The organism is Variovorax paradoxus (assembly GCF_022009635.1).
GTDB lineage: Bacteria > Pseudomonadota > Gammaproteobacteria > Burkholderiales > Burkholderiaceae_C > Variovorax.
The window spans coordinates 6578447-6597437 of the sequence record NZ_CP091716.1; the positions used below are offsets into that span (position 1 = coordinate 6578447).

General features: G+C 70.2%; 20 protein-coding genes. 15 read left to right on the top strand and 5 right to left on the bottom strand.

Going from position 1 to position 18991, the window contains the following annotated elements:
* The first annotated feature begins 144 nt into the window (after positions 1-144).
* Genes L3V85_RS30765 through lipA form a run of 5 tightly spaced genes read left to right on the top strand, consistent with a single transcriptional unit; the run spans position 145 to position 4270 of the window.
* Positions 145-1038 (top strand): D-amino acid aminotransferase, encoded by an 894-nt coding sequence (locus L3V85_RS30765; protein WP_237676400.1) that lies wholly within the window; start codon positions 145-147, stop codon positions 1036-1038.
* Positions 1035-1343, top strand: a complete 309-nt coding sequence (locus L3V85_RS30770) for a YbeD family protein (RefSeq protein ID WP_237676401.1) — start codon at positions 1035-1037, stop codon at positions 1341-1343. Before L3V85_RS30765 ends, L3V85_RS30770 begins: the two co-directional genes overlap by 4 nt.
* Positions 1340-2536 carry an MBL fold metallo-hydrolase gene (locus L3V85_RS30775; RefSeq protein WP_237676402.1) on the top strand — a complete coding sequence of 399 codons (1197 nt, stop codon included), beginning with the start codon at positions 1340-1342 and terminating at the stop codon, positions 2534-2536. Before L3V85_RS30770 ends, L3V85_RS30775 begins: the two co-directional genes overlap by 4 nt.
* Entirely contained in the window at positions 2533-3261 is a 729-nt protein-coding gene (lipB, locus tag L3V85_RS30780) for a lipoyl(octanoyl) transferase LipB (protein ID WP_237676403.1), read from the top strand. Before L3V85_RS30775 ends, lipB begins: the two co-directional genes overlap by 4 nt.
* Before the next feature lie 7 nt (positions 3262-3268).
* A complete protein-coding gene (gene lipA / locus L3V85_RS30785; RefSeq protein ID WP_237676404.1) occupies positions 3269-4270 on the top strand; it encodes a lipoyl synthase in 1002 nt (333 codons plus the stop codon).
* 21 nt (positions 4271-4291) lie between these two features.
* Here lipA and L3V85_RS30790 read toward each other — a convergent pair whose 3' ends face one another.
* Entirely contained in the window at positions 4292-4786 is a 495-nt protein-coding gene (locus L3V85_RS30790; RefSeq protein ID WP_237676405.1) for a hypothetical protein, read from the bottom strand.
* Positions 4787-4801: 15 nt separating this feature from the next.
* On the bottom strand, positions 4802-5044 hold the full coding sequence (locus L3V85_RS30795) for a GlsB/YeaQ/YmgE family stress response membrane protein (protein ID WP_081266107.1): 243 nt from the start codon (positions 5042-5044) through the stop codon (positions 4802-4804).
* A 194-nt stretch (positions 5045-5238) separates the two neighbouring features.
* Here L3V85_RS30795 and L3V85_RS30800 point away from each other — a divergent pair, with 194 nt between their 5' ends.
* The 10 genes from L3V85_RS30800 to L3V85_RS30845 all read left to right on the top strand — a co-directional run bounded on the left by L3V85_RS30800 (position 5239) and on the right by L3V85_RS30845 (position 15676).
* On the top strand, positions 5239-6771 hold the full coding sequence (locus L3V85_RS30800) for a class I adenylate-forming enzyme family protein (RefSeq protein WP_237680689.1): 1533 nt from the start codon (positions 5239-5241) through the stop codon (positions 6769-6771).
* Between the two features lie 37 nt (positions 6772-6808).
* Complete coding sequence (locus tag L3V85_RS30805; RefSeq protein ID WP_237676406.1) at positions 6809-8269, top strand: sensor histidine kinase; 1461 nt, start codon at positions 6809-6811, stop codon at positions 8267-8269.
* The gene (locus L3V85_RS30810; RefSeq protein WP_237676407.1) at positions 8254-9624 is read left to right on the top strand and encodes a sigma-54-dependent transcriptional regulator; all 1371 of its coding nucleotides are present in this window, start codon (positions 8254-8256) and stop codon (positions 9622-9624) included. Before L3V85_RS30805 ends, L3V85_RS30810 begins: the two co-directional genes overlap by 16 nt.
* Positions 9625-9773: 149 nt before the next feature.
* Positions 9774-10559, top strand: coding sequence for a hypothetical protein (locus L3V85_RS30815; protein ID WP_237676408.1), 786 nt, complete (start codon positions 9774-9776; stop codon positions 10557-10559).
* A gap of 19 nt (positions 10560-10578) precedes the next feature.
* Positions 10579-11847, top strand: a complete 1269-nt coding sequence (locus L3V85_RS30820) for an MFS transporter (RefSeq protein ID WP_237676409.1) — start codon at positions 10579-10581, stop codon at positions 11845-11847.
* Complete coding sequence (locus L3V85_RS30825; protein WP_237676410.1) at positions 11844-13007, top strand: SLC13 family permease; 1164 nt, start codon at positions 11844-11846, stop codon at positions 13005-13007. The genes L3V85_RS30820 and L3V85_RS30825 overlap by 4 nt, the downstream gene beginning before the upstream one ends.
* Before the next feature lie 42 nt (positions 13008-13049).
* Entirely contained in the window at positions 13050-13604 is a 555-nt protein-coding gene (locus L3V85_RS30830; RefSeq protein ID WP_237676411.1) for a hypothetical protein, read from the top strand.
* 48 nt (positions 13605-13652) lie between these two features.
* Positions 13653-14360, top strand: coding sequence for an AraC family transcriptional regulator (locus L3V85_RS30835; RefSeq protein WP_237676412.1), 708 nt, complete (start codon positions 13653-13655; stop codon positions 14358-14360).
* Between the two features lie 73 nt (positions 14361-14433).
* Positions 14434-15279, top strand: a complete 846-nt coding sequence (locus tag L3V85_RS30840) for a DMT family transporter (protein WP_237676413.1) — start codon at positions 14434-14436, stop codon at positions 15277-15279.
* A gap of 79 nt (positions 15280-15358) precedes the next feature.
* Positions 15359-15676 carry a hypothetical protein gene (locus tag L3V85_RS30845; RefSeq protein WP_237676414.1) on the top strand — a complete coding sequence of 106 codons (318 nt, stop codon included), beginning with the start codon at positions 15359-15361 and terminating at the stop codon, positions 15674-15676.
* A gap of 33 nt (positions 15677-15709) precedes the next feature.
* On the opposite strand, the gene L3V85_RS30850 is transcribed toward L3V85_RS30845, so the two are convergent.
* From L3V85_RS30850 to L3V85_RS30860, 3 genes are all read right to left on the bottom strand, one after another.
* Positions 15710-16753 carry an NADP-dependent oxidoreductase gene (locus tag L3V85_RS30850; RefSeq protein ID WP_237676415.1) on the bottom strand — a complete coding sequence of 348 codons (1044 nt, stop codon included), beginning with the start codon at positions 16751-16753 and terminating at the stop codon, positions 15710-15712.
* 121 nt (positions 16754-16874) lie between these two features.
* Entirely contained in the window at positions 16875-18272 is a 1398-nt protein-coding gene (locus L3V85_RS30855; RefSeq protein WP_414080251.1) for a HAMP domain-containing sensor histidine kinase, read from the bottom strand.
* A gap of 26 nt (positions 18273-18298) precedes the next feature.
* Entirely contained in the window at positions 18299-18991 is a 693-nt protein-coding gene (locus L3V85_RS30860; protein ID WP_237676417.1) for a response regulator transcription factor, read from the bottom strand.

Consider the following 18991-nt stretch of genomic DNA (forward strand, 5'->3'; position numbering starts at 1 on the left):
CGGATGACGACCCAGAATTTCTACAAAGCCATTGATTATAAGTAAAAACCCAACCCATCCGGCCACCTGACGTGTCGCGCATGCAAATCACTCCTGCATTCCCTGACGCGAGCCCGACCCGGCGCACGCAACCATAATTCCTTCATGCACCCTATCACCGACGCCCTGCCCGCCACGCTTTGTTACCTCGATGGCGAGTACACCGCACTGCGCGACGCGAAGATCAGCGTCCTGGATCGCGGCTTCATTTTCGGCGACGGCATCTACGAATACGTCCCCGTCTACTTCGGCCAGCCCTTCTGTTTCGAGGAGCACATGGCCCGCCTCGACCGCTCGCTCGCCGAGCTGCAGATCGAGAACCCGCTCTCGCTCGCGCAGTGGCGCGAGATCGTGATGCGCCTGGTCGCCCCCGGCGGCGAAGCGCCGCAGTCCGTGTACTTTCAGGTGACACGCGGCGTGGCTCCGCGCGACCACGCGATGGTGCGTGGCATTCGCCCCACGGTGTTCGTGATGGTGAACCCGCTGCCGCCCATCTCCGAGGCCATCCGCGCCAAGGGCGTGGCCTGCGTCACCGCCGACGACTTCCGCTGGCAAAAGGCCCACATCAAGAGCACCAGCCTGCTGGGCGCCGTGCTCGCACGGCAGATCAGCGTGGAGGCCGGCGCGGCCGAGACCGTCATGTTCCGCGGCGAATGGCTCAGCGAAGCCTCGTCGAGCAACGTGTGGATCGTGAAGGACGGCGTCCTCGCCGGTCCGCCCAAGGACAACCTCGTGCTGACCGGCATCCGCTACGGCCTGCTCGAGCGCCTGTGCGAGGAGCGCGGCATTCCGTTCGCGCTGCGCCGCATTTCGCGCGACGAAGTGTTCGCCGCCGACGAGCTGCTGATTTCCTCGGCCAGCAAGGAACTGCTGCCCGTGGTCACGCTCGACGGCAGGGCTATTGGCAACGGCCGCCCCGGCCCCATCTACAAGGGCTTGTACGCGGCCTACCAAGAGGCCAAGCTACGCAACGCACAGAAGCACGGAGTCCCGGCATGACCGACAACACGACCACCACCGAAACCACTTCGATCCCCGACCCGCGCAAGGAGTCGCTGATCGAGTACCCCTCGCAGTTCCCGATCAAGGTGATGGGCGCCAAGACCGACGGCCTCGTGCACGCCATCACGCAGATCGCCGAGCGCTTCGATCCCACCTTCGACGCCAGCACCGTCGAGCTGCGCGACAGCAAGGCCGGCAACTACCTCGGCGTGACCATCACGGTGACCGCCACCAGCCGCGAACAGCTCGACGACCTGTACCGCGCGCTGTCGTCTCACCCGCAGGTCAAGGTCGTGCTTTGACCCGTCTGCGGCACGTCGCGGCGGCGCTGTGCGCGGGCGGCCTGCTGGCCGCCTGCTCCACGCCACCGAACCCGTACTACGACGCCAGCCGCAGGCATCACCGACCCGACGGCTTCCAGGACAACTACGTCGATTTCAAGCCGAAGAATTTCTTCACCGACGTGCTGCTGGGCTGGCAGATTCCTTCGTGGTTCAAGGGCCTGCCGCCCGCGCCTGAAGCACCGCCGCCGGTGGTCGCGCCCGACCTCGCATTCATCGCATCGAACGCCGGCGCGCGGACGCAACCCGCGGCCACATTCATCGGCCATGCCACCGTGCTGGTGCAGGTGCCGACCGCGAACGGCGGCCTCAACGTGCTGACCGACCCGGTGTTCGGCGAGCGCGTCTCGCCCGTCTCCTTCGCGGGACCGAAGCGCTTCCAGCCGCCCGGCGTGGCGCTGAAGGAGCTGCCGCATATCGACCTGGTGCTGATCAGCCACAACCACTACGACCACCTCGACGAAGACAGCGTGAAGGCGCTCGATGCGCAGGCCGGTGGCCCGCCGCTGTTCGTGGTGCCGCTGGGCATCAAGCCGTGGCTCGCGGCGCGCGGCATCACCAATGCCGTCGAGCTCGACTGGTGGGACAGTGTCACGCTGCCGGCCGCGCCTTCCGCGCAGCCGCTCGTCCAGCGCAACGGCGCGGGCATCGCAGCCGGCGCAACCGGCGACGCCGTGCAGGTGTTCCTCACACCCGCGCAGCACTGGAGCGCGCGCGGCCTCGGCGACCGCATGAAGACACTCTGGGGCGGCTTCGCGCTGCTGTCGCCGAAGCTGCACGTCTTCTATTCCGGCGACACCGGCTACTCGAAGGATTTCGCGGACATCCAGGCCCGTCTCGCGCCGCGCCAGGCCAATGCGCAGGGCGGCGGCTTCGACCTGGCATTGCTGCCCGTCGGCGCCTACGAGCCCCGCTGGTTCATGAAGGACCAGCACGTCAACCCCGACGAGAGCGTTCGCATCCACCGCGAGCTGCATGCCAAGCGCAGCCTGGGCGTGCACTGGGGCACCTTTTCGCTCACCGACGAAGCGCTCGACCAGCCGCCGAAGGACCTTGCCGCCGCCCGCAAGGCGCAGGGCGTGGCGGACGACGCCTTCTTCACGCTCGCCATCGGGGAGACCCGCAAGCTGCCCGCACGGCAGGCCACGCCATGACAGACACCGCCATCGCACCCTCCGCCATCGAGCTGCATCCGCTGGGCCGCGTCGATTACGCCGAGACCTTCGCGGCCATGCAGCAGTTCACGCTCGAGCGCACGCCCGAGACGCCTGACGCGCTGTGGATCTGCGAGCACGCGCCGGTCTTCACCCAGGGCATTGCCGGCAAGCAGGACCACATCCTGAACCCCGGCGCCATTCCGGTCGTGCAGACCAACCGCGGCGGCCAGGTCACCTTCCACGGCCCCGGCCAAGTGGTGGCCTATCCGCTGATCGACCTGCGGCGCGCCGGCTACTTCGTCAAGGAATACGTCTACCGCATCGAGGAATCGGTGCTGCGCACCCTCGCCCACTTCGGCGTGACCGGCCACCGCGTGCCGGGCGCGCCGGGCATCTACGTGCGGCTGGACGACCCGTTTTCGCACGCGATGCTGAAAGCATCGCCTTTGCCTGGTTCAGCCCTGACCGGCCCGCTGCCCGCCGCCGACCCGTTCCGCGGCCTCGGCAAGATCGCAGCGCTGGGCATCAAGGTGAGCCGCCATGCCACCTACCACGGCGTGGCGCTCAACGTGGAAATGGACCTCGAACCCTTCTCCCGCATCAACCCTTGCGGCTATGCGGGGCTGCAAACGGTCGACCTTTCTACAATCGGCATCCAAACCACATGGGAAGAAGCCGCCACGGTGCTGAGCCAGAAGCTCCGCGCCTTCCTGGCGCCTTGACATACCAATGAGCACCACAGAAGTCGTCCGCGACGCACAGAGCGCCGAAACCTACAACCCCCTGGCCAAGCAGAAAGCGGCGGCCAAGCTCTCGCGCATCCCCGTCAAGGTGGTGCAGACCGGCGAAGTGCTCAAGAAGCCCGACTGGATCCGCGTCAAGGCCGGCAGCCCGACCACGCGCTTCTACGAGATCAAGCAGATCCTGCGCGAAAGCAACCTCCACACCGTGTGCGAGGAAGCCTCGTGCCCGAACATCGGCGAATGCTTCGGCAACGGCACCGCCACCTTCATGATCATGGGCGACAAGTGCACCCGCCGCTGCCCGTTCTGCGACGTGGGCCACGGCCGCCCCGACCCGCTCGACAAGGACGAGCCGCTCAACCTCGCCAAGACCATCGCCAAGCTGCGCCTGAAGTACGTGGTGATCACCAGCGTCGACCGCGACGACCTGCGCGACGGCGGCAGCCAGCACTTCGTCGACTGCATCTCCAACATCCGCGAGCTTTCGCCGATGACGCAGATCGAGATCCTGGTGCCCGACTTCCGCGGCCGCGACGACCGCGCCCTCGAGATCCTCAAGGCCGCGCCGCCGGACGTGATGAACCACAACCTGGAAACCGCGCCGCGCCTCTACAAGGAAGCGCGCCCCGGCAGCGACTACCAGTTCAGCCTGAACCTGCTCAAGAAGTTCAAGGCGCTGCACCCCAACGTGCCGACCAAGAGCGGCATCATGGTCGGCCTGGGCGAGACCGACGAGGAAATCCTGCAGGTCATGCGCGACATGCGCGCCCACGACATCGACATGCTGACCATCGGCCAGTACCTGTCGCCGTCGGGCTCGCACCTGCCGGTGCGCCGCTACGTGCACCCCGACACCTTCAAGATGTTCGAGGAAGAGGCCTACAAGATGGGCTTCAGCCACGCCGCCGTGGGCGCGATGGTGCGTTCGAGCTACCACGCCGACCAGCAGGCGCATGCGGCCCAGCAGGCCGTGACTCACCAGGAGTGAGCCGGCAACCCGCGCGGCCTCTCAGCCGCGCGTGGCGTTCTCTTTCATCTTCGCCAGCGCGATGGCAATCGCCGCGCCGCCCAGCGTCTTGATCAGCCCCGAGTGCTGCGCATAGAACTGGCTCACTTCATCGATGATGCCCGCGTGCTGCTGCTCGGCATGCGCGGCGATTTCCGTCACCTGCGCGGGTGACAGCTGCGAAGCCTGATCGGGCGTGATCTGCGTCTGGCCCGGCTGCAGCATGCGCCCGAGCACGCCGCCCGCGAGTGCCGACGCGGCCGCCGGGCCGAGCGTGGCCAGGATCTGGTTGAGCACGCCGGCCTGCTGCTGCGGCGACGACTGCCCGAACAGCTGTCCGACCATGTTGCCGAAAGGCGGCGTCTGGTCGGAGCGCATGGCCGCCGCGAGCCCCGCGCCGACTTCGTCGGTGGAGGCATGCTGCGTGACCTGGTCGATGTGGGCCTCGGGGCTGCTGTTGCCGCCGATGGCCTGCTGGAGGATGTCGAGTAGACCCATGAGAAGAACTCCTTGTCAGCGGGTCACGAGATGCCAGACCCCGAGCAGCAGGGCCGCGCCAATCACCGAGGCGATGAAGCCGGCGCCCGCGCCCGCAGCGTACAGCCCCAGGGCCTGTCCTGCATAGGTCGCCACCAGCGACCCGGCAATGCCCAGGATGACGGTGAGGATGAACCCCATCGAGTTGTTGCCCGGCAAGACGGCGCGGGCGATCAGCCCCGCGATGAAACCGATCAGGATCGTCCAGATGATGTGCACGAGAAGCTCCCTGTTTGCTGAAGGTGACGCGGTCATCGTGGACCGCTCATCCTGAGCGCTGGCTGACGGTTTGCGTCCATGGCCGCAAGGTCGCCAAGGCGCTGGCCGAAAGCGTGAACATTTCGCTATCCTGCCCTTTGGTTGGTCAAGAAGAAGGAATGACTTTGCAAACGCACCCTGCCGTTCAAGCCGCGATGGAACGCAACTTCGGCGCCATCGCCGACCTGGTCCGTCTCCATGCGCAACACACGCCCGGCCAAGCCGCGCTGGCTGACGCCCACCAGACGCTGGACTACCGCGCGCTGGACGCGCTGATGGACCGCATCGCGGCCAGCCTGCAGCGCGACGGGCTCAAGCCCGGCGACGCCATCGCGATATGCGCGTCGTCTTCGGTCAACTATGCGGCGGTGTTCCTGGGCGCGCTGCGCGCGGGCGTCGCGGTGGCACCGCTGGCGCCCGGTTCCACGCCCGCCAGCCTGGCACGCATGATCGAGGACGCCGATGCACGCATCCTGTTCAGCGACGCATCGGCCGCCGAGGTGATCGGCCCCGCCAGGGAGGGCGGCATCGCCCGCGTCGCGCTCGACGGCTCGGCCGTGGGCCGCGGCTTCGAAGGCTGGCTCGCGCCGGCCGGCGCGCAGCCCGCGCCGGTGGAAGTGCAGCCTTCGTGGGCCTTCAACATCATCTATTCGTCGGGCACCACCGGCGAGCCCAAGGGCATCGTTCAGGGCCACGGCATGCGCTGGGCCCATGTGCAGCGCGGCGCCAAGTACGAGTACAGCCCCGACACCGTCACCCTGCTGTCGACGCCGCTCTACTCCAACACCACGCTGGTGGTTTTCTTCCCCACCATCGCCTTCGGCGGCTGCGTGGTGCTGATGCCCAAGTTCGACGCGCTCGGCTACCTGCAGCTGGCCGCGCAGCGCCGCGTGACGCACACCATGCTCGTGCCGGTGCAGTACCAGCGGCTGATGGCGCACCCGCGCTTCGGCGAGCACGACCTGTCCTCCTTCCGCCACAAGTTCAGCACCAGCGCGCCCTTCAACGCCGCGCTCAAGGCCGACGTGCTCGCGCGCTGGCCGGGCGGGCTGGTCGAGTTCTACGGCATGACCGAAGGCGGCGGCACCTGCATCCTGGAAGCGCACCTGCACCCGGCCAAGCTGCACACGGTGGGCCAGCCCGCCGAGGGCAGCGACATCCGCCTGATCGACGAAGAAGGCAACGAACTGCCGCGCGGCAACACCGAGGTGGCCGGCGAGGTGGTGGGCCATTCGGCCGGCATGATGACCGGCTACCACCGCCAGCCCGGGAAGACACGCGAGGCCGAGTGGTTCGACGCCACCGGCAAGCGCTTCATCCGCACCGGCGACGTGGGCCGCTTCGACGCCGAGGGCTTCCTCACGCTGTTCGACCGCAAGAAGGACATGATCATCAGCGGCGGCTTCAACATCTACCCGAGCGATCTCGAAGCCGTGCTGCGCGGCCATGCGGCCGTGGCCGACGTGGCGGTGGTCGGCGTGCCGTCGCAGCAGTGGGGCGAGACGCCGGTGGCCTTCGTGGTGCGCCGCGAGGGCGACGCCACCACCGAGGCCGCGCTGCTGCAATGGACCAACGACCAGCTCGGCAAGACCCAGCGGCTGGCGCGGCTGAGCTTCATCGACGAACTGCCGCGCAGCGCGATCGGCAAGGTGCTCAAGCGCGAACTGCGCGAACGCGACGCCCGCTGACGCGCGGCGGCCCGAAGAACGGGCAGGATCGCGGCAAATGAAATCCCTGCGCGGTCAATTGCTCTTCTTCTGGGTGCTGCTCTTCGGCATGTGCGCCGCGCTGGCCGTGGTGATGCTCACGCTGTACCGCAGCAGCGCGGGCGCGCAGGTCGCGGCGGGGCGCACCGCCACCGAACAGTCGTGCCGGGCCATCGCGGCGCGCTACGCCCGCTCGGCCACCGCGCCTGCCGCGGGCCGGCCGCAGGTCGACCTGCTCCAGGTGCTGCTGCAGCTGGTGCTGATCGAGGCGCCCCATGTCGAAGGCGGCGTTTGGCAGGCCGCGGGCGGCCACCTGGCCTACGCCTATCCCACCTACGAAGGCAGCGGCGTCAAGCGCGACGTGCCCGCGGCCGAGCAGCCCCTGATCGCCGAACTGGCCCAGCTCGCGGCGCGCACGCAGCAGCCGCAGACCGACGTGGTGCGCGGCAGCCGCGAGGCGCTGATCGTCTCGGCCTGTCCGCTGGCCGCCCCCGGCAACGACCTGGCCGCCTGGACCATGACGCGCACCAGCGGCGGCGCGCTGGCCGCGCAGGACAGCCTGCGCGCCGGCCTGGGCGTGTTGCTGCTGCTGGTGCTGGCCTCGGGCCTGTGGCTGGGCTTCATCCTGCTGCGCGGGCTGCGCCACGTGCAGCGCCTGGAAAACCTGCTCGTGCAGGCCGATGCCGACGGCGGCGCCGTGCCTGAATTGCCGCGCACCGGCGTGCGCGAGCTCGACCGCATCGTCGACGGCTTCAACCACTACCGGCTGCGCTTCGAGGAAGCCCGCACGCATCTGCGCGCGGCCGCCCAGCAGCGCAGCCGCGACCAGCGCCTGGCCGCGCTGGGCCGCATGACCGGCGGCATCGCGCACGAGATCCGCAACCCCATCGCCACCATGCGGCTGAAAGCCGAGAACGCGCTGGCCGCCGCGCCCGAGCGGCAGGGCGCGGCACTGCAGGCCATCGTCGGGCAGATCGACCGGCTCGACGGCCTGGTGCAGAGCCTGCTGGCGCTGGTGCAGCCGGTGGCGCTGGCGCCGGTGGAAGTGGTGCTGCACCGCTGGCTCGACGAGCGCGTGGCCGCCGTGGCGCCCAAGGCCGATGCCGCCGGCGTGCAGGTCACGCTGCATCACGACATGCCCACCAGCGCCGTGTTCGACCCGGTGCACCTGGCGCGCGCGGTCGACAACCTGCTCGACAACGCGGTGCGCCATGCGCCGCGCGGCGGCCACGTGGTGCTCTCGGCGCTGCAGCCCGAAGCCCGCACGCTGGCCATCCGCGTGGACGACGACGGCCCCGGCGTGCCCGAATCGCTGCAGGCCAGCCTCTTCGAGCCCTTCGCCACCGGGCGCGCCGATGGCACCGGGCTGGGCCTGGCGCTGGCGCGCGAAGTGGCGCTGGCGCACGGCGGCGACCTGCATCACGTGCCGCTGACGCCGGGCGCCCGATTCGAACTGGAGCTTCCATGGCGCATCTCCTGATCGTCGACGACGACGACGCCTTTCGCGACACGCTGGCCGAGACGCTGCAGGGCCTGGGCCACGAGACCGTCGCGGTCGCCAGCGGCGCGGAGGCCGTCGACACGGCTTCGCGCCAGCGCTTCGACGCCGTGTTCCTCGACCACCGCATGCCCGGCATGGACGGCCTGCAGACGCTCGCGGCCCTGCAGGCGCGCATGGCGCGGCTGCCGCCGGTGATCGTGCTCACGGCCTTCTCGAGCGCCGGCAACACCATCGAGGCGATGCGCCTGGGCGCCTTCGACCACCTGGCCAAGCCGATCAGCCGCGAGGCGGTGCGCGAGGTGCTGCAACGCGCGCTGCAGCAGCACACGGCGGCTTCGTCGGCGGCCACCGTCACGCAGGACGACGATGACGGCACCGACCTGATCGGCCCGAGCCAGGCCATGCGCGAGGTGCACAAGCGCATCGGGCTGGCCGCCGCCAACTCGATGCCGGTGCTGGTGCTCGGCGAAACGGGCACCGGCAAGGAAATGGTGGCGCGCGCCCTGCACCGTCATTCGGCGCGCGCCGGCCGGCCATTCGTGGCCGTCAACTGCTCGGCCATTCCGAAGGAGCTGCTCGAAAGCGAACTCTTCGGCCATGTGCGCGGCGCCTTCACCGGCGCCACCGGCGAGCGGCCCGGGTGCTTCCGCGCTGCGGACGGCGGCGTGCTGCTGCTCGACGAGATCGGCGACATGTCGCTGGACGTGCAGGCCAAGATCCTGCGCGCACTGCAGGAGGGCGAGGTCACGCCGCTGGGCAGCCACAGGACGGTGAAGGTCGACGTGCGCGTGGTCGCCGCCACCCACCGCGACCTGGCCGCCGCCGTGCGCGAAGGGCGCTTCCGGGAAGACCTGCTGTACCGGCTCGACGTGCTGTCGATCCGCATGCCGCCGCTGCGCGAACGGCTGGCGGACATCATTCCGCTGGCGGAGCACTTCCTGCGCCGCGCCGCGATGCAAGGCGCGCCCGATGCCGTGCCCAACAAGGCGCTGTCCGCCGAGGCGGCGCAGCGGCTGCTGAGCCACCCGTGGCCGGGCAACGTGCGGGAGCTGCGCAACGTGATGGAGCGCTGCCACGCGCTGGTGCGGCACCGCGTGATCGGCGGCGCGGACCTGGACCTCGCGCTCGGTGCCTCGCCAGCCGGCGAAGCGTCCGCCACCCTGCCCGCCGACTGGCTCGAGGGCGAACTGCCCGCCGCCGTCGAGCGGCTCGAGCGCCTGCTGATCGCCCACGCACTCGCCCAGACGCAGGGCAACCGCGCCGAAACCGCGCGGCGGCTGGGCATTCACCGCCAGCTGCTCTATCGCAAGCTGGCGCAGTACGGGCTCGACTGAGCCGAGGGTGTCCGCAAACCGGACACCCGGTGTCTCCGGATCATGCGGCGGCAAACCGCCGACCGCACGCAAGTCATTGATTTCAAAGGATTCGTGGGCTGGCACGTTGTGTGAGATGTCCTTGGGCATCCATCCACAAGGAGCCACACATGACAACACCGCGCATTGCCTTCATCGCCGCCGCCTGCCTGCTGGCGGGCAGCACCGCCTTCGCCCAGGTGCCACCGCCGCCGCCTGGGGGCCCGGTGCCTCCGCCGCCGCTCGGCGCCACCGCGCCGGAAGCGGGCACCGTCGCCAGCGGCCGCGTGCAGCAATGGCTGATCAACCCGAGCGGCGAGGCCGATGGCCTGCTGCTGAATGACGGCACGCAGGTCGCATTTCCGCCGCACCTCTCGGCCGCGGTGATGCAGATGCTGAAGCCGGGCGACACGGTGCATGTCAGCGGCTGGCGCGCGCCCAACGTGCCGGTGGTGCGCATGCAGTCGCTCGTGGCCAACGGCCGCAGCCTGGTCGACCAGCCGCCGGCGCCCGGCATGGCCCCGCCACCGCCGCGCGAACCGGGCGCGCTCGTCGCGCTGTCGGCGGGCGGACGCATCGAGCGCCTGCTGTACACCGACCGCGGCGACGTGCGCGGCGTGCTGCTCGCGGACAAGACCACCGTGCGCTTCCCGCCGCACATCGGCGCGATGTACGGCGCCCAGTTGCAGCCCGGCGCGCAGCTCCATGCGCGCGGCTGGGGCACGCGCGGCGCGCAGGGCACGGCGCTGGAAGCCACCAGCCTGGGCCCGACCGCGGACACGGTGCGCGAAGTCTTCGGCGGGCCGAGCCTGGAACCCGCTCCCCGTGGCCCCGGCGCACCGCGGGGCCCGAGAGGCGCCGGCCCCACGCCGCCCGCGCCGCTGATGGCGCCTCCGGCCCCGGTGCCGGCCTCCTGATCTTTCGCCCCGGCCCGCCATGACCGCCCCCGCCGCCCCCTCGCGCCGCAGCCTGCGCGCACTCGACGCACTGGCCTTCTTCGCGCCCGACATCCAGGGCGGCGTCGGCCCGTTCCTGATCGTCTTCATGGCCGGCACGCTGGCCTGGGACCCGCAGCGCATCGGCACCGTGATGTTCGTCTCGGCGCTGGTGGGGCTGCTGGTGCAGGCGCCGGCCGGCGCGCTGATCGACAGCGCGCGGCACAAGCCGCGCTGGATCGCGGGCGCCATCGCGCTCATCGCGGTGTGCCTGGTGGTCATGGCGAACTGGCCGGGCTACGCCGTGATCCTGGCCGGCCAGTCGCTCATCGGCGCGGCGGGCACGCTGGTGGCACCCGCCATCGCGGCCGTCAGCCTGGGCATGGTGGGCCGCGCCGGGCTGGATGCGCGCGTCGGCCGCAACGCCGCGATCACCGCCTCGGGCACGGTGCTGTGGGCGCTGGGCACCGGCTGGGTCGGCCACGCGTTCGGCCCGCATGCCATGTTCTTCTACGCGGTGGCGATGGCGCTGCCGACCATCGCGGCAGCCATGCTGATCCGCAAGCGCGACGTCGATCCGAAGCTGGCGCGCGGCGCCGATGCCGATGCCGATCACGAGGAGGCCGATGCGCCGCACTCCAAGGCACGCTGGTACGACCGCCGCTTCATCGTGCTGCTGACCTGCGCCTTCCTGTTCCACCTGGCCAACGCCGCCATGCTCACGCTGGTGGCGCAGAAGGTCGGCGCGCAGGCCGGCACCTCGGCCACGCTGTGGCTGTCGGGCGGCGTCATCGTCACGCAGCTGGTCACCGTTCCGATCGCGCTGGCGGTCGGGCGCTGGGCGCCGCGGCTGGCGCGCAAGCCGATCTTCCTGGCCGGCTTCGCCGTGCTGCCGGTGCGCGGGCTGCTGTACCTGCTGGCCGACAGCCCGGCCGCGCTGCTGTCGCTGCAGGTGCTGGACGGCATCGGCGCCGGCATCTTCGGCGTGATGCTGACCCTGATGATCGGCGACCTCACGCGCGGCAGCGGCCACTTCAACTTCGCGCTGGGCATCGGCGCGGCCTGCGTGGGGCTGGGCGCGGCGCTCAGCAACCTGGTGGCCGGCACGGTCGCGCACCTGGCCGGCTACGGCACCGCCTTCGTGATGCTGGCGGGCATCGCGGCCGGTGCGCTGACGCTGTTCGCGCTCGCGATGCCGGAAACTCGCGACCGGCGCCGTTCCATGGCGAACGCGCCGGCCGCTTCCGCACTGACCACCGCCGCTCCATGACCACCAAAGACACCGTGCCGACCCTGGCATCTTCCCCGCCCGCCGCTCCCGCTGCCGATGCCCCCTCGACCCACGAAGGCGGCGGCAACGGCCTGCTCTGGGTGCTGGTGGCGGTGGCGGTGCTGTTCGCCTTCATCCGCCCGCGTGCGCCGATGGACTGGCTCAAGCTGGTCGACTGGCAGACCGTGGGCGCCCTGGCCGGGCTGCTCGCCATCACGCAGGGCGTGGAGCGAAGCGGCATGCTGCAGTCGGCGGCCCAGCGGCTGCTGGCGCGCACCACCGACCTGCGCCAGCTGGCGCTGCTGCTCACCGCCACGGCCGCGGTGCTGTCGGCGCTGGTCACCAACGACGTGAGCCTGTTCCTGCTGGTGCCGCTCACGCGGGTGCTGGCCACGCAGGCGCACCTGCCGCTGGCGCGGCTGGTGGTGCTGCAGGCGCTGGCGGTGAACGCGGGTTCGGCGCTCACGCCCATCGGCAATCCGCAGAACCTGTACCTGTGGCACCGCACCGGCGAGAGCTTCGGCGGCTTCATGCTGATGATGGCGCCCACCGTGCTGGTGATGCTGTTCTGGCTGTTCGTGGCCGTCTGGCTGCTGGTGCCGCGCACGGCCATCGCGCTCAAGCCGGCGGCCGAGGCCGCGCCGGTGCAGCCGAGGCTGCTGGCGCTGTCGGGCGTGCTGTTCGTGGGCTTCGTCATAGCGCTCGACCGGCACTGGCTGCTGGTGGGCCTGGCGGTGGTGTTCGTCGCCTACCTTCTGTTCCAGCGCCGCGTGCTGCTGGGCGTCGACTGGGCACTGCTGGCGATCATCGCGCTGATGTTCGTCGACCTGCGCCAGCTCGCCGAACTGCCGGCCGTGGCGTCGCTGGTGGGCCAATGGCCGATTGCCGAGGGCTGGCGCGCCTACCTCGCGGCCATCGTCACTTCGCAGTTCATCAGCAACGTGCCGGCCACCATCCTGCTGGACCGCTACGTGCACGACCTGCCCGCGCTGGCGGCGGGCGTGAGCGTGGGCGGCTTCGGCTGCGTGCTGGGCTCGCTGGCCAACCTCATCGCGCTGCGGCTGGCCAAGGTGCCGCACGGGCTGCGCGAGTTCCACCGCATCGGCATTCCCTTCCTGATCGTGTGCGCGGCATCGGCGGTGCTGCTGCGGCTCGGTTGATCGCGTTTTCTGCTCCACAAACACACTGACAAAGGACATCCCATGCCACATCCCCATCATGAATCCCTCGACGTCTGGTCGGTCGAAGGCCGCTTCCAGCATCTGATCTACAGCCCCAAGGGCCGCATCGAAGGCGTGCTGATCGACACCGACAGCGTGCCCACGCAGTTCGTGTTCGAGCGCCACGACGAAGACGCCGCGGCCGCGTTCGCCGGGCTGAAGCCAGGCCAGGCGCTGGTGATCGAAGGCACCGAGGAAGGCCCCTCGCCCAAGGGGGAGCCCGAACACACGGTCTACCGCTTCGAGCGGCTGGCCTCGGTCGACGGCAAGGCGCCGCGCCAGGCGGACATCGCTGGAAGCGTCGACGGCAAGGTGGTGCGCTTCAACTACGCGCGCCACGGAGAGGCCAACGGCGTGGTGCTGGACACCGGCGACTTCGTCCACACCAAGCCCCACGGCCTTGCGCTGCTGGGCCTGAAGCTCGGCGACAAGGTACGGGCCGAAGGCCGCACGCAGCCGCTGGCGACCGGCGAAGGGCGCGTGGTCGAGGCGGTGCGGGTCAACGGGCAGCCGCTGCGGGAGGCCGACGAGGGCTGATCCTGCTTGTGGCGCAGCGGGGGCTGCGCGGACAATCCGCGGCAGCCCATGCCCGCCACCGGTTCTTCCCCGTCGCCCCGCCATGAACTCGCCCTGCGCGACTACGGCCGCTCGCACGGCAGCCACGCGCACGACCACTTCCAGGTGCTGATCGGCCTGCACGGCGTGCTCGAGATCGAAGTGGAAGGCCGGGGCGCCGGCATCGGCGCGGGCGAGGCGCAAGTGATTGCACCGGGCGAGCGCCATGACTTCAACGGGCGCAAGCACGGCAGCCTGTGCCTGGTGCTCGACACCACGCAGCCGGCCTGGGCCCGCTGCGCGGAGCGCGCACCGCCCGCCGCAACGCGGCTGCACACGCTGGCTCACTACCTGGCGCAATGCATGAGGCAGCCGCAGGCTTCGGCACTGGCCCTGCTGCACGGTCCAGCGCTGCTGCTGGAGGCCTGGAGCCCGGAGCCGGCCTCTCCGGATTCGCGCCGTCGCCGCATCGACTGGGCGCTGCTCACCGACTGGGCCCGCGCCCGCTGGCATGAACCGCTGGGCGTGGCCGACCTGGCCGATGTCGCCTGCCTGAGCCCGAGCCAGTTCGCGCAGCGCTGCCGCGAAGAACAGGGCACGAGCCCGATGCACTGGCTGCGCGCGCTGCGGCTGGCGCATGCGCGCGAGCTGCGGCTCGGCGGCCTGGACGTGGCGGAGACGGCGCGCCGCACCGGCTATCGCTCGCCGTCGGCGCTGACCGCCGCGCTGCGCCGCTGATTCGGCACGAACCGTCGTTGCGCGACGACAGTCCGGCATTGCGCGACGGGCGCATCGCGTAGCCTCGCCGGTCATGCCGTCCACTTTCCATGCCCTGCTCGCCATCGCGCTCTGGGCCACGCTCGCCTCGCTGGGCACTTCGCTGTCGCACCTGCCCCCGTTCCTCACGACCGGCATCGCGCTGATCGTCGGCAGCGTGCCGAGCTGGCCGCTCGTGCTGCGCGACCGCGGCGCGTGGAAGGTGCCGCCGCGCACGCTGGCGCTGGGCATCTACGGTCTCTTCGGCTATCACTTCCTGCTGTTCATGGCGCTGCGGATCGCGCCGCCGGTGGAGGCCAACCTCGTCAACTACCTGTGGCCGCTGCTCATGGTGGTGCTGGCACCGGTGCTGCTGACCGGCATGTCGCTGCGGCCGGTCCACGTGGTGGCGGCGCTGCTGGGGTTCGCGGGCGCGGCGGCGGCGATCCTCGGGGCGCAAGGGGCCGCGGCCTCGGGGCCGGCGACGTCGTACTGGGGCTTTTTGCCCGCGCTGGCCTCGGCCGTGATCTGGGCCAGCTACTCGCTGTGGACGAAGCGCGTGCCCGCCTTCCCGACCTCGGCCATCGGCCTGTTCGGACTGGTCTCGGGCCTGCTGGCGCTGGCCTGCCACGCGGTGCTGGAAACACCGGCCGCGTTGTCGGGCCGCGACTGGCTGCTGCTGGTGCTGTGCGGCCTCGGCCCGCTGGGCGCGGCCTTCTTCCTGTGGGACATGGCGCTCAAGCGCGGCGACGCGCGGCAGATCGGCATCCTGAGCTACATCACGCCGCTGGCCTCGACCGCGCTGCTGCTGGCCGTGACGGGCAGGCCGCTGACGTGGAGCATCGCGCTCGCGGCCATCCTGATCATCTCGGCCGCGCTGATGGGCACCCGCGCGCGCTGACCGGATGAATGCGTCCGCGTCCGACGGCGCCGCGCCTGTTTTCTGGCAGAGTGGCGGCTCAGGAACAAAGGAGCCACGCATGAATGAAAAGAACAGGGATTTCGAGATCACGCCCAAGCTCGTGTTCGACATGAACCTTGCGCTGTACCTCGACCTGGTGGCCGCGCTCGAAGGCGCGGGCGCCGTCACCTACCGCCAGATGGCGGCCCGCGTTCTGAACATCAGCATGGATGCCCGCGACGACGGCGAAGCCGGCCTGTCGACGGTGCTCGAAGGCATCGCCAAGGGCTTCGCGGGCCGGGGCGACGGCCTGTCGATCGAGCTGCTGAAGGCCGCGCGCGGCCTGCGCGAGGACGACGCGATGGGCGACATTCCCATGCGCCCCGAGGACGACTGAAGCGTCCCCGGCATCCTTCCATCAGCCAGTCAGTCAGTCTTCGGCGACCTGCAGCACCAGCTTGCCGAAGTTCTCGCCGGCGAAGAGCTTGTTGAGCGACTCGGGGAAGGTGTCCAGCCCCTTGACGATGTCTTCCTTGCTCTTCATGCGGCCGTCCTTCAGGTAGCCGGCCATCTCGGCGATGGCGACGTGATACCGGTCGGCGTAGTCGAACACCACGATGCCTTCCATGCGCGCGCGGTTCACCAGCAGGCTCAGGTAGTTCTTCGGGCCGGCGGCCGGCATGCTGTTGGCGTTGTTGTACTGGCTGATGGCGCCACAGATGATGATGCGCGCCTTGCGCGCGAGCCGCGCCAGCACCATGTCGAGGATCTCGCCGCCGACGTTGTCGAAGTAGATGTCCACGCCCTTCGGGCAGTGCGTCTTGAGGCCTTCGCGCACCGCGCCCGCGCCGGCCTTGTAGTCGATGCAGGCGTCGAAGCCCAGCTCCTTCACCACCCAGTCGCATTTGGCCGCACCGCCGGCGATGCCGACCACGCGGCAGCCCTTGATCTTGGCCAGCTGGCCCACGGTCTGCCCCACCGCCCCGGCCGCGCCGGAGACCACCACGGTCTCGCCGGCCTTGGGCATGCCGACGTCCATCAGGCCGAAGTAGCCGGTCATGCCGGGCATGCCCAGCACGTTGAGCCACTGGGTGATGCTGCCCACGTTCAGGTCGATCTTCACCAGGCCGTTGCGCTTGATGTCTTCCTGCGCGATGAGGATGTATTCCTGCACGCCGAGCGTGCCGTACACCGTGTCGCCGACGGCGAATTTCGGGTTCTTCGAAGCGACCACGCGGCCGACGCCGCCGGCGCGCATCACCTCGTCGATGGCCACGGGCGGGATGTAGCTCTTGGCGTCGTTGAGCCAGCCGCGCATGGCCGGGTCGAGCGACAGCGACAGCGTCTTGACCAGCACGCCGCCCTCGGCCGGCTCGGCTACGGGCTCGGTGGTGAATTTCCAGTTCTCGCGGGTGGCGGCGCCTTCGGGGCGCTTGGCGAGGCGGACCTGGTGATTGGTGAGGGGGCTGCTCATGGTGTCTCCTTGAATGACGGACCGGGCGCCGGCGTGGGCGCGGAGGCGCATCGTAGCCGCGCACCCCGCGCCCTTCGTAGCGCCGCCTGTAGCGCAGGCGACAGCCCGGCGCCGCCCCGGGCTACACCAGCCGGACGACGATCTGCAGCCCCGGCGAGGCGTTGCGCACCATGAGTTCGCCGCCGTGCGCCTCGGCGATCAGCCGGCACAGGTACATGCCCAGGCCGACGCCGCCGGTGGCACGCGCCCGGGCACCGTCGGTGCGGTAAAAGGGCTCGGTGAGCCGGTCCAGCTGCGCTTCGTCGACGCCGGGGCCGTGGTCGCGCACCTCGATCTCGACGCCCTGCCTCTTGCCGTCCAGCGCCGCGCGCAGCGACACACAGGGCGGGCGCGGCGCGCCGTTGCTGTAGCGCAGCGCGTTATCCAGCAGGTTGCGCACCAGGAGGCGGATGCGCATGCGGTCGACGGCGTGCGGCGGCAGGCCGTCGGCCAGGTCCAGGTGCACCTGCTGCGCGCCCGGCATCTCGGCCACGGTCTCGCGGATCAGCGCGGCCAGGTCGACCGGCTCGCGCTGCAGCGCCACGTGCGGGCTCGCCAGCCGTTCGCTTTCGAGCAGGTCGCTGATGAGGTCGCGCATCTCGTTCAGGTCGCGCAGCAGCGCCTCCCGCTCAGCCTGGCCTTCGGGCGTGGCCGGCAGCAGCTCTGCATTGAGGCGGGCACGGGTGAGCGGCGAGCGCAGTTCGTGGCTCAGCGCGAGCAGCAGGCCGCGCTTGGCGTCGAGCATGGCCTGGATGTCGTCGGCCATGGTGTTGACGCGTTGCGCGAGATCGCCGAGGTCGTCGTTGCGGCGGATCGGGATGGGTTGCGAGAACTCGCCGCGCCCGAAGCGCTGCGCACCCTCGCGGATGTCGATCAGCGGCCGCAGCAGCCGGCTCACGTAGGCATAGGCCAGCAGCACGCACGACAGCAGCACGCCGAGCGTGGCCCAGCCGATGACGCGCGGCGCCTGCTCCCAGAGCTTGGGCGACCAGCCGAAGATCACCTGATGGCCGTCTGCCGTGGGGCGGACGAACCACTTCTCGCCACCGAACAGGTCTTCGTGGTCATGCATCCAGTTGCCAGGATGATCGGCGCCGCCGGAGTGATCGTTGTTGCCGGGGTTGGAGTTCCAGTTGACCTTGGGGCCGACGATGCGGATGGTGATGGGCAGCCGGTTCACCAGCGCCTGCGCACGCGCCACATCGGGCGGCGTGCCGAGCTCGGCGACAAGGCGATCGTTGTAGTCGATAAGCAGCGGCCGCGCGGCCTCGGCCCAGCCGGTGGAAAAGGCACGCTTCATGCCGCCCATGAACACCGCCGCCATCACCATCGCCAGCACCACGAACATCAGCACCAGCCGCACGCGCAGCGAACGGCGCCAGCGGCGCTTGCCCTGCACTTTCTCGTTCCAGCGCGCATGCCACTGCTTGTGCCACTCCTGGCGCCATTCTTCGTCGTGGCACTCCATGCGCCGCCGCATCTCGCGCGGGAATCTGCGGTTGAAGCTCATGCAGTCTCGCTGCGTGCCACGGCCAGCGCGTAGCCGGCATTGCGCAGGGTCTTGATGCAGTCCAGCGGCTCCAGCTTCTTGCGCAGGCGGCTCACCACGATGTCGACCGCGCGCGTGTACAGCTCGGCCTCGTGGCCGCGCAGGCGGTTGAGGATGTCGTCGCGGCTGAAGACCTTGCCGGGCTCGCCGGCCAGCAGCGCGAGCAGTTCGAACTCGGTGCCGGTGAGTTCCACGCGCTCGCCCTGGCGCAGCACCTGGCGGCGGTCGAGGTCGATCGACAGGCCGTCGAACACGCGGTGCTGCGCGCTGCTCGCCGCCGGCGGCGCGCTGCGCTGGCGGCGCAGGATGGTCTGCACGCGCGCCACCAACTCGCGCGGCTCGAAGGGCTTGGGCACGTAGTCGTCGGCGCCCAGTTCGAGGCCGACCACGCGGTCCATCACCTCGCCGCGCGCGGTGAGCATCACGATGGGAATGTCGCTTTCCTTGCGGATCTCGCGGCACAGTTCGAAGCCGTCCATCTCGGGCAGCATGACGTCGAGGATCGCCGCGTCGTACTGGCCGGCCCGCAGCTTGGCAAGGCCTTCGCTCGGGCGCACGGCGCTTTCGAGCGTGCAGCCGAAGCGTGCGAAGTAGGTGGTCAGCGGCGCGGCGAGGTGTTCGTCGTCGTCGATCAGCAGGATGCGCGGCAT

Excerpts from the sequence above, each read along its gene's own strand:
- L3V85_RS30765 (WP_237676400.1), top strand. The coding sequence starts at position 145 with ATGCACCCTATCACCGACGCCCTGCCCGCCACGCTTTGTTACCTCGAT.
- L3V85_RS30770 (WP_237676401.1), top strand. The coding sequence starts at position 1,035 with ATGACCGACAACACGACCACCACCGAAACCACTTCGATCCCCGACCCG.
- lipB (WP_237676403.1), top strand. The coding sequence starts at position 2,533 with ATGACAGACACCGCCATCGCACCCTCCGCCATCGAGCTGCATCCGCTG.
- lipA (WP_237676404.1), top strand. The coding sequence starts at position 3,269 with ATGAGCACCACAGAAGTCGTCCGCGACGCACAGAGCGCCGAAACCTAC.
- L3V85_RS30790 (WP_237676405.1), bottom strand. The coding sequence starts at position 4,786 with ATGGGTCTACTCGACATCCTCCAGCAGGCCATCGGCGGCAACAGCAGC.
- L3V85_RS30800 (WP_237680689.1), top strand. The coding sequence starts at position 5,239 with ATGGAACGCAACTTCGGCGCCATCGCCGACCTGGTCCGTCTCCATGCG.
- L3V85_RS30805 (WP_237676406.1), top strand. The coding sequence starts at position 6,809 with ATGAAATCCCTGCGCGGTCAATTGCTCTTCTTCTGGGTGCTGCTCTTC.
- L3V85_RS30810 (WP_237676407.1), top strand. The coding sequence starts at position 8,254 with ATGGCGCATCTCCTGATCGTCGACGACGACGACGCCTTTCGCGACACG.
- L3V85_RS30815 (WP_237676408.1), top strand. The coding sequence starts at position 9,774 with ATGACAACACCGCGCATTGCCTTCATCGCCGCCGCCTGCCTGCTGGCG.
- L3V85_RS30820 (WP_237676409.1), top strand. The coding sequence starts at position 10,579 with ATGACCGCCCCCGCCGCCCCCTCGCGCCGCAGCCTGCGCGCACTCGAC.
- L3V85_RS30825 (WP_237676410.1), top strand. The coding sequence starts at position 11,844 with ATGACCACCAAAGACACCGTGCCGACCCTGGCATCTTCCCCGCCCGCC.
- L3V85_RS30830 (WP_237676411.1), top strand. The coding sequence starts at position 13,050 with ATGCCACATCCCCATCATGAATCCCTCGACGTCTGGTCGGTCGAAGGC.
- L3V85_RS30835 (WP_237676412.1), top strand. The coding sequence starts at position 13,653 with ATGCCCGCCACCGGTTCTTCCCCGTCGCCCCGCCATGAACTCGCCCTG.
- L3V85_RS30840 (WP_237676413.1), top strand. The coding sequence starts at position 14,434 with ATGCCGTCCACTTTCCATGCCCTGCTCGCCATCGCGCTCTGGGCCACG.
- L3V85_RS30845 (WP_237676414.1), top strand. The coding sequence starts at position 15,359 with ATGAATGAAAAGAACAGGGATTTCGAGATCACGCCCAAGCTCGTGTTC.
- L3V85_RS30850 (WP_237676415.1), bottom strand. The coding sequence starts at position 16,753 with ATGAGCAGCCCCCTCACCAATCACCAGGTCCGCCTCGCCAAGCGCCCC.
- L3V85_RS30855 (WP_414080251.1), bottom strand. The coding sequence starts at position 18,272 with ATGCGGCGGCGCATGGAGTGCCACGACGAAGAATGGCGCCAGGAGTGG.
- L3V85_RS30860 (WP_237676417.1), bottom strand. The coding sequence starts at position 18,991 with ATGCCGCGCATCCTGCTGATCGACGACGACGAACACCTCGCCGCGCCG.